This window comes from Photobacterium marinum (genome assembly GCF_000331515.1).
Classification (GTDB): domain Bacteria; phylum Pseudomonadota; class Gammaproteobacteria; order Enterobacterales; family Vibrionaceae; genus Photobacterium; species Photobacterium marinum.
The window spans coordinates 1-14,297 of record NZ_AMZO01000029.1 but is presented as its reverse complement, the minus strand read 5'-3'; the positions used below and the strand labels follow the sequence as shown (position 1 = coordinate 14,297).

Here is a 14,297-nt window from a genome sequence, read left to right as displayed (position 1 = left end):
TATTCATACAATATTATTGTTCAGCCGGGCGCACCCGGCTAGACATTTAAGCGCCTTCATTTGCAGTGTACAAAGAAACTGACGAAGGTGTCGACTCCTGAGAGAGCAGATTGTGACGGTTTGATGCCAAATGCTCACGTAATAGCTCGGCTGAAGAGTAAAGTAGAATGTTATCGGCATTCAGCACACCGGCAATAGCCAGCTTTTTCTCAACATTCGACGCTACTCCTAGCAAAATCACCGGATATTGGTGAATGCGGTCCAGAGCACTTTCAAAGGCATGGATGGCGGTAATATCCATCATGGTCACGTCACTGAAATCCAAAACTACGGCACTGGTCTCCACCCCGGAAAGCTCAATCATATTGAAAGCTTTTTCACTAGCCGCGAAGAACAGCGGGCCATTGATGTCATACACAACGACATCGTCACCGAAATCCAGGTGCTCGTGCTCACGGTTAACCACAGAGACATTAGTCAAAGTCGCAATACGCTGGATAAACAACAGGCTTGCCAGCAGCAGACCAACAACTACAGCCACCACCATGTCGAAGACTACAGTCAGAGTAAAACAAGTCAGCAACACTGCTACGTCGCGACGAGGGGCCACCTTTAATGTATGCACAAAGTGCGGTGCCTCAGACATATTCCATGCCACCATGATCAGCAAGCCAGCCAAAGCACTCATCGGGATATAAGACAGCATCGGTGCAAGCACAATCATCGCAGCCAGAACAAACAGAGCATGCGTAACAGCAGAAACCGGAGAAAATGCACCTGCACGGATGTTGGTCGCAGTACGGGCAATCGCAGCTGTTGCCGGAATACCACCGAAGAAAGGAACAACCATATTAGCCAGGCCCTGGCCAACCAGCTCAGCATTCGGATTGTGCTTGGTACCTGTCATACCATCTGCCACTACAGCACACAGCAAGGATTCTATACAACCCAGCATGGCAATAGTAAAAGCCGCTGGCAACAGTTCAACGACAAGATCCCAGCCAAACGCTGGGTCCTGCCAAGGAGTAACGAACTGTGGTAATACCTGCGGAATACCACGGCCAATCAAATCACCAATCTGATACTGGAATTTTTCACCCAACAGGCTTACATGACTGGTGCCCCACTGGTTGAACATGAAAGCCATAATCGTACCGGCCACCAACGCGACAACGTGAGCAGGTAAACGGGTTTTCAATCTTGCCCACAAAATGAAAGCTGCAATTGTTGCCAGGCCAACAGCAGCATCAGCATAACTGGCTGAAGGCAATGCACTGGCATAAGCCATCACTTTTTCAGGGAAATGAATAGGATTACCTTCAACAGAAAGGCCCAGCAGATCTTTCAGCTGAAGAAAGGCAATCACCAGGCCAATACCGGCAGTAAAACCGGTTGTCACCGGATACGGCACATAAGCCACCAACTGGCCCAAACGCAATACGCCCATCAAAAGCAGGATCACACCGGACATTAGTGTCGCCAGCATCAAGCCGGACAAACCATACTGCTGAGTAATCGGCAACAGGATAACTACAAAGGCTGCAGTCGGACCGGTAATATTAAAACGCGAGCCACCGAACAGGGCCGCCAGCAAACCTGCCACAATAACGGTATAAAGGCCGTGCTGAGGCGGTACCCCCACAGCAATCGCCAACGCCATACCCAGCGGAATGGCAACAACACCAACAGTAACACCAGCAACAATATCTGAACGTAACGCAGAAAAAGAGAATCCTTCACGCCACGCTTGCTTAAACGCATGAAATAACAACACGACAAACCCCTGCACTAAACGTACAAAAGAACAAAATGAATAAAGCTGTCATCCCGAATGAGGGAACCGGCGGGCAACTGTCAGTCGGATTTCGGGAAAGGCAACAAATGACTCATGGAGTCATCCACACCTTAATTTGACGGAGATGTCAAACTCAGGAATAACGTGAACGGCATCACACTGAGGGGTAATCTTAATTGTGTGACTTTTTTTCGCAAGTACATTTTTTAATCTCACTGATCTTGATCAATCCCTTTTGTATCAAGGAATAGCCGGAAATTTCCGCGTAACGCCTCACTTTCAGAACGGAAAATTATTTTACATTCTGTTAAAACCACCATTACACTTACAACAAGTGGTAAGACCTCTTACCTTAAGTAAAGCGTACCCAGAAAATAACAAAATCAACGCCCCGATAAGGAGAATCATCATGGTTACACTTGTGTACCTACTAGGGCTAATTGGTATAACCGGTGTACTCGCGTACCACCGTGCCAACCTGCGGATCTTCACTGCAGCCTTTGTTGCTATGCTGGCTCTAGGCTCTGTATTGGATATCGTTGGTCAGTACAGCTGGATAGTTTTCCTGCTGGTTGCCATTCCGCTTAACGTAATTTCGTTACGTAAAAACCTATTAAGTAAACCGGCCTTGAAGGCATTCAAGAGCGTGATGCCGGAAATGTCACGTACCGAAAAAGAGGCGATTGATGCCGGTACCGTCTGGTGGGAAGCTGACTTATTCCGCGGAGCACCTGACTGGAATAAACTGCATGACATTCCGGCGCCTCGGCTGAGCGCAGAAGAAAAGGCATTTCTTGACGGCCCGGTTAATGAAGTCTGCCGCATGGTAAGTGACTATCAGGTTACCCACGAACTTGCAGACCTACCGCCCGAAGTCTGGCAGTACCTCAAAGATCATAAATTTTTCGCCATGATCATCAAAAAAGAATACGGTGGTTTAGAATTTTCTGCTTATGCCCAGTCTATGGTACTGCAAAAGCTGACCGGGGTTTCAGGGGTTCTGTCATCAACGGTTGGTGTACCGAATTCACTCGGCCCTGGCGAATTGCTACAGCACTATGGCACCAAAGATCAAAAAGCTCACTACCTGCCTCGTCTGGCGGAAGGTAAGGAAATCCCTTGTTTCGCCCTGACCAGCCCAGAAGCTGGTTCCGATGCCGGTTCAATCCCTGATTTCGGTACTGTCAAAAAAGGTATGTGGCAGGGAGAAGAAGTACTGGGGATGGAGCTAACCTGGAACAAGCGCTATATCACCCTGGCACCGATTGCGACCGTACTTGGTCTTGCATTCAAACTATACGACCCGGATCACTTGTTGGGTGATGAAGAAGAGCTGGGAATCACCTGTGCGCTGATTCCAACTGATATCGACGGTGTCGAGATTGGCCGTCGTCACTTCCCGCTGAATATTCCGTTCCAAAACGGTCCAACTCGTGGTGACAAGGTCTTTGTCCCAATTGATTTCATTATCGGTGGTCAGGAAATGGCTGGCCAAGGCTGGCGTATGCTGGTTGAATGTCTGTCTGTCGGTCGTGGTATTACCCTGCCATCCAACTCAACTGGTGGTCTGAAAACTGCAGCCATGGCAACCGGTGCTTATGCCCGAATTCGCCGCCAGTTCAAATTACCAATTGGTAAGATGGAAGGTATCGAAGAACCACTGGCCCGTGTTGCAGGTAATGCCTATGTCATTGATTCAGCCAGTAGCCTAACTGTTTCAGGTATCGACCTGGGCGAAAAACCATCGGTTATCTCGGCTATTGTTAAATATCACTGTACCCACCGCGGTCAGCGCAGTGTCATTGACGCCATGGACATTGTCGGCGGTAAAGGTATCTGTATGGGACCAAGTAATTTCCTCGCCCGTGGATATCAGGGCGCACCGATTGCCGTTACCGTAGAAGGGGCCAACATCCTGACCCGTTCAATGATTATCTTCGGCCAAGGTGCAATCCGCTGCCATCCTTATGTACTGGAGGAAATGAACGCAGCTTATAACGACGATGCAGAGAAGGCCATTGACGGCTTCGACAATGCCCTGTTCGGCCATGTCGGCTTTGTGATCAGCAATATGGTCCGCTCTTTCTGGTTCGGCCTGACAGACGGTCGCGGCTCATCCGCTCCTCGTAAAGATGCCACTGCCCGCTATTACCAGCAACTCAACCGCTACAGTGCTAACCTGGCTTTGCTGGCCGACATTTCCATGGCTGTACTCGGCGGCTCACTGAAACGTAAAGAACGTCTGTCTGCCCGTCTCGGTGACGTACTGAGCCAGTTGTACCTGGCTTCGGCTACACTGAAACGTTACGCTGACGAAGGCTATAAGCAAGATGATCTGCCAGTTGTCCACTGGGGCATGCAGGATGCGCTATATCAAACTCAGGAAGCACTGCTCGAATTTCTGCGTAACTTCCCGAACCGTCCGATTGCCGCAGTACTGCATGCAATGCTCTTCCCGCTGGGCAAAGGCCGTGTAAAACCATCTGACAAGCTAGATCATAAAGTGGCACGTATTATCCAAACCCCATGTGAAACACGCAGCCGCATCGGTCGCGGTCAATTCCTAGAGGCTTGTGAAAACAACCCTGTCGGTCTGATTGAGAAAACACTGAAAGACATTCTGGCCGCTGAGCCGCTTTATGACCGTATTTGCCAGGCGGCAGGCAAGAAGTTCCCGTTCATGCAGCTGGACAAGCTGGCTGAAACCGGACTGGAGCTTAACGCAATTAACGAAGAGGAAGCCAAGCTGCTTCACCGTGCAGAAGAAGGTCGCCTGCGTACCATCAATGTCGATGACTTCGATCCTCAGGAGTTGGCAGCCAAGCCATACCAACCGGAAGAGAAAAATAAAGATATTGCCGCCTGATGAACATACTCAACGATAAAGGGAAGCCAATGGCCTGTCTCTTGATCACATCTCACCAGAGATAAAAGATTGGGCCATAAGGTATCCTTCTTGAATGGCTGCTAATTTATACCAGCCTCGCCACAGGGCGGCCCAACCAGGCCGCCCTGTTCGCTTGCTGTCATACCACCCGCCGAGCTTAGCTAATGTAATTCGAGTCCACTTTAGGTCTGGGGCTGTCGATGGTAAGGGCTTATTTTCTTGTTTGACCCACAATAATTTCCAGCATATTCCGGGCAAGACAGACTCGCAGCTACTGTTTTCTTGCTTTCGGCTATTAGCTCTAAGTTGTAATAAGCGGATAGCTATAAACGCTTGAATGACTGGTAAGCTTGTACTGCAAGTATTCGTAGATGTCTGACTCCCTATCGCACACAGAGATGACCCGGACTTGGAGCTTACCTAAACGTTCAGACATTGCGGTTGATGCCTGTTGACACTTGAAGGTCTCTTTCTCTTCATACGGTCGCTTGGCGCACTTATTCCCCCGGCCTCGAGTCGCAATATCCCTCGTCCACCGCTGTTGTTCGATTAGTCCCACAACCTTTTGCTCTCGTGGTGCGAACAGCAGAACAGAGTGAGCTAGCATCCCCCGAGTTCACGTGACCAAGTTCATTAGAGAGGCTTTTATGCGTGTAGGTTAGAGCTGTGGAGTCTTCAAGGGCAAGTAATAAGTCATGCGCTTCAGCCTCGTTAGTTGTTGCCGCAAAACCGGCTTCAGCTATCGCATTGGCTTCAACATCAGGGTTACGAATGAGGCGATAAGCCCCTTCAACAGAAGCAGGATTAGGGCAGGATTGCACAATAGACGCTCCAACATTAGATGCCATATCACTGGCTAATTGGACTAGTCGTTGTGTACGTCTAGAATCGCCAAGCTTGGCATGCGAAAAGGTTTGTTGAGCCCATTCTAAAGTAGAATTCTCTATCATGATGATGACCTTTACTCATATTGTGTAAGATCGGATCGCAATACAGAAAAAGAGTTCAAAAAAAAGTCCCCCTCCATGAGGCGGGGGACTTGTGTATAAGAGACAGGCCAATGGCTTCCCTTTTTATTTTTCTTACAATGCAAGCAACATAGCTTGTTTTATGAGGTCGGAACAACCAATGCCTTATCTTCCAATGCCTTCTTCAGCTTCCTTTTACGCCATAAGAAGGTTACAACAACCACCAGCACAATCACCAGCAAGTTAACCGCCATAATAATTTTTAAGGTCTTAGAACGGGCTGCCTGCTTTTCGGCTTCAAGGCGCTTTAACTCTGCCTGCCGCTCTTTCTCTTCCTGATAAGCCCGGAACTCTTCAAGGTTTCGATCAAGCTGCAGCTCAGCCATAACAGCAAAATGATTCTTCGGTAACTTGAAGATCAGTTCACGTTTGTCAAAATTGTCCGTTGCATACAACCAACCAGACCAGGCATAACGCCCCGGCGCTTTAGCATTCGGCAACCGGACTTTCATTTCAGCTTCATCCGCCATAGCATGCTGCTGGCTGATAATCACCTTTCCTTCAGGATCTTCCTGCTCGATATGAGCAGCCAGAGACCCCGGCAACAAGGCACCGTCTTCACTTTCTACCACCACCTGGTGCGCTTCATTAGCGCTGCGTCCCTGAATAAAACTTGCCGTCATCGGCGGCGGATAAACCAGCACCTGCTGTTCAACCGTGCGCAGGAAAATCCCGTTGCCGGAATTAAGCTTAACGCGATATTTTCCCGGCATAATGTTGATCTGCAATGCCACAGTGAAAACCCCATCGCCCGGAACCTCATCAAAATCCAGTCCATCATCAGCAAATTCACCGATGACTATTGGTCCGGGGCGGGCTTCTACCGGTAGGCTTTCTATATCTTCAACATATTCGTAGAACACCACTGAAAGCTTAAGCCGGTCGAGAAAATCTCTCATGGTCAGAAGCTTACCGCTCTGAGTCAATCGAGCGGTAAACTTGAGGGTCTCAGACTGATAAAGCCGTGAAGGCAAATCAGACACTTCCAGTTTCAAATCCGACAGCACCGCCACCTGATTATTTGGGGTCACCTTTCCCACAGCCTGCCAAGGACCGGGCATCGGCTTTTCAATCGAAATAATGTCCATTCCCGGCTCGTCATACCAGGAGACATTTTCCGGGTGACGCCAGGAGTAATACTTCACCCCGTCCGGGCGAACCAACACAATAGATCGACTGTCTTTATCCCGTTTGACCACAAACGAGACTTGATTGACCGTAGGATCAACCCGAAAGCGGTTATCCAGCCACGACATAGTGGTACCGTCCTGAGCCCAGGACAGCACTGGCAGCAAGATCACCAGAAGTAATAACCGCTTCATATAACACCTATTGACGCCAGATCGTGACGTCACCTTTTTTCTCAATAAGATCCAAACGCGCTTCATGCGCCTGTATTTCATCGGCAGATGCCCGGATGATCTTTAGCGCTTTTCTTCCTGAAGCCAGGCGTCGGATCGTACTTTCTGCACCGCTGTCACCCTCACTGTCTCCAGAACTCAGTGCTAAGGAAGTCTGGCCACCTGTCATCATCAGGTAAACATCAGCCAGAATCTCGGCATCGAGCAATGCTCCGTGGAGTGTACGGTGCGAGTTATCAATACCGTAACGGGAACAAAGTACGTCAAGGTTGTTACGTTTGCCCGGGAACAGGCGTTTTGCCATATCCAGGGTATCGGTTACTTTGCAGAAGTCTTCCGTCTTACCTATTGACGGATCCAGTTTCCTGAATTCGTAATCCATAAAACCGATATCGAAGGGCGCGTTGTGAGCGACCAGTTCGGCCCCGCGGATAAATTCCATGAATTCCTCATGGATGTCGGCATAAGTCGGCTTATCCTGCAAAAATTCGTCAGTAATACCGTGAACATCAATCGCTTCCAGATCGATTTCCCGATCCGGCTTGATGTAAACGTGGAAACTGTTACCGGTGAGCTTTCGGTTGATGATCTCAACCGCACCGATTTCAATAATACGGTGTCCTTCATAATGAGGACCGGTCATATTCATACCGGTTGTTTCGGTATCGAATACAATTATGCGTTCGTTAGTGGCTTTCATAGTAGCGATTGTGTCAGACTAAGTTTTTTCCTAAAACGAATACTACCAAATATGACTAAGCAGGTAGAAATTTTCACCGACGGTTCCTGCCTCGGTAACCCGGGTCCGGGCGGATATGGAACAGTTTTGCGCTACAAGCAGCATGAAAAAGAACTTAGTGACGGCTTTTTCATGACCACCAACAACCGAATGGAGTTGCTGGCAGCCATTGTCGGCCTATCAAGCTTGAAAGAGCCCTGCCAGGTTGATCTCACCACAGACAGCCAGTATGTCCGTCAGGGGATCACCCAGTGGATCCATAACTGGAAAAAACGCGGCTGGAAAACCGCCGATAAAAAACCGGTCAAAAATGCCGATCTCTGGCAGCGCCTGGATGACGAGGCCCAACGCCACCACATTACTTGGCACTGGGTTAAAGGACACGCCGGTCATCCTGAAAACGAGCGCTGTGATGAGCTTGCCCGTACCGCAGCGGAATCCCCGTCCAAAGACGACACCGGCTACCAGGCCTGATTCACCACACTAGCCCCAAAAGCAAACAATATTGCCAGTTTAACTCTTTACTCGTTGGCTGGCTTTCGTCCGGCAGTTTACTCCTAGCGGTGTAAGCTGACGCCGTAGCTTCCAGGTCGGCTTTATCGGTTTTAGCGGGAAAGTTCGCTTGCGAGCAACAATCAAGTACATACTGCTAACCGACGAACAGGGATCCTGCAAAAGACTCTCAGCCCAAGCCAGACAAGCCTGGTGGCGTGTCGCCGGTAGCACGGCAAAGTTCTCATGGAACACTACTTCATAATTCAGAACTCCAAGCCAGTCCTTTACCCGCATTGGCATAAACATTCGCCCATTCCACGGATAGCGTTTTCGGTTCCAGGGCAACATCCCTCGCATCCCAAGAAGGCTGACCGGATTATTCCCGCTGATCAGCATGTAGCCGTCATCAACTGTTACCCGATCAACTTCGCGCAACAGACGATGAGGGTCAGAGCAATAATCAAGCTGGTGTGCCAATACACAGGCATCAAACGATTTTTCTATAAAAGGCAAGGCAAATGGATCAGCAACGACATTATGCAGAGGATTGAAGTTGTCGATACAAATCTGATGCTGGATGTTACAATGGCCGCTGGCTATCTCACAACTTAAGCCACCCAGCTTTAACATGTGGTAGCCAAAAAGTTTAGGCCACCATTCGTCAAACCGAGCCTGCAGCAGCTCCGCTGCCCATGCCCCATTGACGACTTGCGACCAGGAATGTGGCGGTTCGATATCTCTTAATGTGCGGGCTGGCTTCATAAGTTATGGCTCAACACCTCAAAGGCTGGAGACAAATTACATGCTTACAGTAAAAAGCATACCTGCATTTAACGACAATTACATCTGGTTGATTCACAGTCCCGATAAACGCTGTGTGGTCGTCGATCCCGGTGATGCAGCACCAGTAATCAAGGTGTTAGAAGAAGAGCAACTGACGCTTGACGCTATTCTTATTACTCACCATCACCACGATCACATTGGTGGGATCAGTGAGCTTAAACGCAAATATCCGCAAATCAATGTTGTCGCTCCGACAGCAGAGCCAATCCCGGGAGTTACCCAGACAGTCGATGACGGCGATCAGGTGGAAATTTTCGACGAGCGTTTCATGGTAATCAGTGTACCAGGCCATACCCTGGGTCATGTCGCTTATGTCGGCGACGAAAAACTGTTCTGTGGTGATACCCTGTTTTCCGCCGGCTGCGGACGCGTTTTTGAAGGAACACCGGCCCAAATGTATTCATCATTGCAAAAAATTGCAGCCTTACCCGATGAGACCGAGGTCTACTGCGCCCACGAATATACCAGTAGCAACCTTGCCTTTGCCCTCGTAGCTGAACAGAACAACCCGCACCTACAACGCTATCGTGAAGAAGTCAGTCGCCTTCGCGCTCAGGGGATCAGCACCATTCCTTCAACGCTGGGACAGGAAAAGTTAATAAATCCTTTCTTGCGTTGCGATCAGGCCAGCATCAAAAAATCAGTGGCAGATAAAGCATTTGACGAAAGCGATATCGAAACCTTCGCAGCACTTCGCCGCTGGAAAGACGAATTTTGACCTGCGTCACTTGTGTCCAAGGTAGTTGGGAAAGTATCATCACCAACTATTTTGGCTTTAGGCAGGTTTCATGAAATCCCGATTTTTTTTAGCAGGCGCGCTATTACTGGCCGGTTGCCAAATTACAAATACGACAAAAACAGTAGAAGAACAGACAAACACAACACCGAACGATAACGACACACCAGTTCAGGTACAGGCTGAAACACCAGCTGCTGTACCTGTAAAAAAAGCTGAACCTGTCGTTATTGAACCGGTAAAAGTTCCTACTCCACAAGAACAGGAAGATTTGTGGCAACGTATCAGCATGCAGCTGACTGCCGAAATTCCGGATAACAAGCGCATACAGCACTACCGAAATTGGTACCTACGCTATCCGGGCCACCTGAAAACTGTCGCCCAACGTGCAGAGCCTTTTCTTTATTACATCACTGAAGAAGTTGAAAAGCGCGGCCTGCCTCTGGAGCTTGCACTCCTGCCTATCGTAGAAAGTTCATTTGACCAGTTTGCCTATTCCCATGGCCGTGCTGCCGGCTTATGGCAAATCATTCCAGATACCGGCCGCCGCTTCGGACTAGAGCAAAACTGGTGGTATGACGGCCGTCGCGATGTCGTAGAATCCACCCAGGCAGCATTGGACCTACTGGAATACCTGAACCGTAAATTTGATGGCAACTGGCTTCACGCTCTTGCCGCCTATAACACTGGTGAAGGTCGTGTCTTCCGAGCTATCCGTCACAATAAACAGGCCGGAAAGCCAACCGATTTCTGGTCACTAGACCTGCCAAAAGAAACTGACGGTTATGTGCCAAAACTGCTGGCCGTTGCCGACGTCATCAAGAACCAGAAAAAATACGGGATCTCGGTACCTGTCATTGCTAACAAGCCAGCTGTTACCGTCATCAAGCCAGGAACTCAGATGGACCTGGCTATGGCTGCCAACTATGCAGGTATGAAGCTGAAAGATTTGCAAAGCCTTAACCCTGCCTATAACCATTGGGCAACCGCTCCAGATGGCCCAAACCACTTGCTTCTGCCTGTCGATAAAGCCAATCGCTTCAGCAGTGAGTTTGAAAAAAATGGTCGTCAGGGCATGAAGGTTGTTCGCTATAAAGTGAAATCGGGCGACACCTTGGGAGTACTTGCTCAAAAGCACCAGACAACGGTCAAGCAGATCCAACAAGCAAACAATATGACTGGAACCAATATCCGTGTTGGCCGCCATATCCTGATCCCAGTCGCGATGAAAGACGGCGAAACCATCTCGGCACGTCTGGCAGCCCGCACTCAGCAGAATCATGGCGGTGGCTACCGCATTATTTATCAGGTCCAGCCGGGTGACAGCCTATGGAAAATTGCCCGTAGCCAGAAAGTCTCAATTGACCAAATTACAAAATGGAACGGCATCAGCAAGAAGAAGCCGCTTCGTCAGGGTCAGAAGCTGACGCTTTGGAAAGACAGCAAGAGTGGTGGTGTAATCCGCACCGTTTACTACGAAGTACGCGCGGGGGATAACCTCAGCACAATCGCCAAACGCTATAAAGTTAAAGTGTCAGATGTTGTGAAATGGAATCAAATCAACGGCCGGAAATATCTTCAACCAGGCCAGAAACTGAAACTGTATGTTGATGTCACTAAGGTAAGTGTATGACGCCTTCTAAAAACCCGTTCGTCGCGGTATTCGATGCATTCCGCTCCCCTATCGACTGCTTTGCAGCCGTACACGAACGCCCTAAATGGGCAATATTGCCCTACTTGCTTGTCATCCTTGGGCCATTTTTCCTTTGGGGTGCTTATTTTAACAATGTAGATATGATCTGGTTGCAGCAGGAGTTGATGAGCCAGTTCACGCAAATTGGTCATCAGGTTGAGGAATCCTGGCTAAGCAAGGAAGTTCTGCTAGCCGGTGAAGTGTTCAGTGATATTACCGGTCGTACCGTATGTATCTTTGTGCTGGCACTGTGGCTGAACCTGGCAACGAAAGCCAACACCTACCAGCACAGTTTTGGTAAATGGCTGGCCGCAGCTTGCTTTATCATGCTGCCAGCTCTGATTGGTGACTTTGCCAGCTACATCAATGTTATGTTCAATGACAGCAACATCATGCCAAATGCAGCGGATCTGAACAGCCTTAATGGCCTGCTTAAGCTTCCGCTAAACAATCCTTGGGCTGCTTTTAGTAGCACAATTCCGCTACTAGCACCTTGGTATATTGCTTTGACATATGCCGTTGTTGGCGCATGGACCGACTTTAACCGCGCTAAAGCGATCATTATTGCCACCTTGCCATGGCTGTTGGTTTTGGTTGTCTGGCCGCTGATGATTATTGCAGCCTAAAGCTAGCAATAATCGGGTTATGATCTGAGGCATCGGTTTTCGGTGCCTCGGCAATCACTAAATCCAACCCGCGGTAATAAATATGATCCAGTGGCTTACCTAGAATCTTCACGCGCTGATCTTCACGCAACTGCACATCACGCAATCCCAGACTTTCCGCAAAGCGATTAACGACATCCATCCTAGCCTGTCGCCAGGTATTAAAGTCACCAGCCAAAATGATCGGGCCATTATGGCGATCCAATACTAATTTAAGGCTTTTTAGCTGTTCTTCATACTCTTCCAGGCCAAAAACAAAATTCACACCGTGAAGATTTACAACAGCTAAAGTGCTGCCATCAGAAAGAGCAAACTCTGATATCAGCGCTGATTTCGGCAAGCGAATCCAAGGCTCCATGGCCAGATAAGCGCATGTCTTTTTGGCATTCACACTGGATAAGTTCATCACTCCGGCCGGAGTATTCATAAACTTAAACGCATTAGCCATTCGCACTTTCCATTCAGAATCATCAAGATAATCCTGAAGGTCCGGATTAAGGCTCGCTTCCTGAAGCAAAACCAGTTCACTGCCTTTTGTAAACCGATCCAGTGCATTGCGCCAGTTTTCCTTTTGCTGCTTATAGATGTTCCATACCGAAACAGTAAACTCCCCCTCATTATCCAAAGGCATTGCGATATCACTGTCTATACAGCGATATGAAAATTGTGGTGCCAGCACATTGGCACTAACTTCAGGAGCATCAGCGACATCAAATGACCAATTGAATGCTCCTGCTCCCAGCGCTCCTGCGACAACTCCCAATCCAGCAACAACTTTTGCATAACGCGACATCTTAATTACCTTTCTTGGAACAAGGCAGCCCCTAGCAAGAGCTGCCATAAACAATAAACAGTTAAATAAGCGATCGATTAATAGTGCTCGCCGTTATCGTAATAGGCGTGCGGCTTTAGAGCAGTGAAAATAACAGCAACGTCCTGCTCTGGCTCTTCCAGCGCACCACGCACGGCTTCTGTGATCTTCCTTGCCACCTGATCCTGAACTTCCTGACCGCGATCAAACCAAAGTACTTCAACAAACGGGTAAGCATCGGAAACGTCACCATCAAAAATGAAGGTTGTAGAAATATGTTCGACAGTAAAATCTTCGCGAGGACAAGCCATTAAAGGCTGAAGATCATCCACTAATGCTGTTGACAGTGATTTTACTGTATCAAACTCTACAGCACGAAAACGAAGATGAGGCATGTTTACTCCACATTGTGACTTATTTTCAAGGCCCACAAGATACCACTGTTACTATCTATTACCCACCCATTTTTGTCTGATTTATAGACTCTAGTGGCTAATAATTTAGTCAAAATTTGCAATTTAGGTCCCTATTCATTTGATGGGAATATAAAATGCGACCTCTGGAGAAAGATCACACTTTCAGTATTTAATGCCAAATAGCGCTAGTACACTCAACAAACCTAACCAGCAATAAACCAGAGAGAAAAAGCTTCCCGTATTAAGCTGGTTATTGGTTATCAGATATAGATTTGATAACCTACACCCAAATAAAACAGTGTTTATTTGAGTATTATGAAGAAAATAGTCCTAGTATCCATGCTTTTGTTTACAACACAGAGCCTTGCCGCCAATCAAGAGCAATATGAAAACAGAATAGCCAGACTTGAACACCGAGTTCGTATACTGACAAAACAAGTACATCACTTACAGCAACAAATCGACGAAAGTGATGAATTTCAAACAGGTGGTGATCATATGTATCAATGCCATATAAGTGCATTTGGTAACAAATATATCGGAAGGTCATCAAGCCGAGGACGAGCTGTCACCGAAGCAGTTGAGGGTTGTAATGATGCTCAAGACGATATTTTCTGCCGCCCGGATAGCGTGAAATGCGTTAAGTACTGATGACTATGACAGGACAGCCTTCAAGCAGTAGGCAGTCCTGCTACCCTGCATTACTTCAAATACAAAAACCTCTGCGTTTTTATAGGCGGCGTCGAGGGCGGTAAGGGTGAAGCTATCCTCCAATACGGCTATTTCTGGTATCAGGTGGAGCCGCTGCTCTGTCAATTAGAGCTATAA

At 48.2% G+C, this 14,297-nt stretch carries 12 protein-coding genes and 1 pseudogene; 6 read left to right on the top strand and 7 right to left on the bottom strand.

All coding sequences use genetic code 11. The features are described 5' to 3' along the window. Positions 1 to 46: 46 nt before the first annotated feature. Entirely contained in the window at positions 47 to 1,774 is a 1,728-nt protein-coding gene (gene dauA, locus C942_RS17870; RefSeq protein WP_007468339.1) for a C4-dicarboxylic acid transporter DauA, read from the bottom strand. 430 nt (positions 1,775 to 2,204) lie between these two features. Here dauA and fadE point away from each other — a divergent pair, with 430 nt between their 5' ends. Then, positions 2,205 to 4,661, top strand: coding sequence for an acyl-CoA dehydrogenase FadE (gene fadE / locus C942_RS17865; RefSeq protein ID WP_007468337.1), 2,457 nt, complete (start codon positions 2,205 to 2,207; stop codon positions 4,659 to 4,661). A gap of 45 nt (positions 4,662 to 4,706) precedes the next feature. Here fadE and C942_RS24800 read toward each other — a convergent pair. The 3 genes and pseudogenes from C942_RS24800 to dnaQ form a co-directional block, all read right to left on the bottom strand. Next, positions 4,707 to 5,632 (bottom strand): annotated as a pseudogene (locus tag C942_RS24800) (IS4 family transposase). A 158-nt stretch (positions 5,633 to 5,790) separates the two neighbouring features. Beyond that, positions 5,791 to 7,032, bottom strand: coding sequence for a TIGR03503 family protein (locus C942_RS17850; protein WP_007468333.1), 1,242 nt, complete (start codon positions 7,030 to 7,032; stop codon positions 5,791 to 5,793). A gap of 7 nt (positions 7,033 to 7,039) precedes the next feature. After that, positions 7,040 to 7,771 carry a DNA polymerase III subunit epsilon gene (gene dnaQ / locus C942_RS17845; RefSeq protein ID WP_007468330.1) on the bottom strand — a complete coding sequence of 244 codons (732 nt, stop codon included), beginning with the start codon at positions 7,769 to 7,771 and terminating at the stop codon, positions 7,040 to 7,042. A gap of 51 nt (positions 7,772 to 7,822) precedes the next feature. Between dnaQ and rnhA the strand changes: the two genes are divergently transcribed. Next, positions 7,823 to 8,284, top strand: a complete 462-nt coding sequence (gene rnhA, locus C942_RS17840) for a ribonuclease HI (RefSeq protein WP_036800987.1) — start codon at positions 7,823 to 7,825, stop codon at positions 8,282 to 8,284. Positions 8,285 to 8,323: 39 nt separating this feature from the next. Here the strand turns inward: rnhA and C942_RS17835 are convergent, their stop codons facing one another. Beyond that, the gene (locus C942_RS17835) at positions 8,324 to 9,067 is read right to left on the bottom strand and encodes a methyltransferase domain-containing protein (RefSeq protein ID WP_007468326.1); all 744 of its coding nucleotides are present in this window, start codon (positions 9,065 to 9,067) and stop codon (positions 8,324 to 8,326) included. A gap of 40 nt (positions 9,068 to 9,107) precedes the next feature. Between C942_RS17835 and gloB the strand changes: the two genes are divergently transcribed. The 3 genes from gloB (at position 9,108) to C942_RS17820 (ending at position 12,203) form a co-directional block, all read left to right on the top strand. Beyond that, positions 9,108 to 9,866, top strand: a complete 759-nt coding sequence (gloB, locus tag C942_RS17830; RefSeq protein ID WP_007468323.1) for a hydroxyacylglutathione hydrolase — start codon at positions 9,108 to 9,110, stop codon at positions 9,864 to 9,866. Positions 9,867 to 9,936: 70 nt separating this feature from the next. Continuing rightward, positions 9,937 to 11,517, top strand: a complete 1,581-nt coding sequence (locus C942_RS17825) for a lytic transglycosylase (protein ID WP_007468321.1) — start codon at positions 9,937 to 9,939, stop codon at positions 11,515 to 11,517. Then, positions 11,514 to 12,203, top strand: a complete 690-nt coding sequence (locus tag C942_RS17820; protein ID WP_007468319.1) for a YIP1 family protein — start codon at positions 11,514 to 11,516, stop codon at positions 12,201 to 12,203. The genes C942_RS17825 and C942_RS17820 overlap by 4 nt, the downstream gene beginning before the upstream one ends. On the opposite strand, the gene C942_RS17815 is transcribed toward C942_RS17820, so the two are convergent. Both C942_RS17815 and C942_RS17810 read right to left on the bottom strand, forming a co-directional pair. Beyond that, positions 12,190 to 13,035, bottom strand: coding sequence for an endonuclease/exonuclease/phosphatase family protein (locus C942_RS17815; RefSeq protein ID WP_007468317.1), 846 nt, complete (start codon positions 13,033 to 13,035; stop codon positions 12,190 to 12,192). The genes C942_RS17820 and C942_RS17815 overlap by 14 nt on opposite strands. 77 nt (positions 13,036 to 13,112) lie before the next feature. Next, entirely contained in the window at positions 13,113 to 13,448 is a 336-nt protein-coding gene (locus tag C942_RS17810) for a DUF1904 domain-containing protein (protein ID WP_007468315.1), read from the bottom strand. Positions 13,449 to 13,784: 336 nt separating this feature from the next. Between C942_RS17810 and C942_RS17805 the strand changes: the two genes are divergently transcribed. Further along, on the top strand, positions 13,785 to 14,120 hold the full coding sequence (locus C942_RS17805) for a hypothetical protein (protein WP_036800983.1): 336 nt from the start codon (positions 13,785 to 13,787) through the stop codon (positions 14,118 to 14,120). The last annotated feature ends 177 nt before the right edge of the window (positions 14,121 to 14,297 follow it).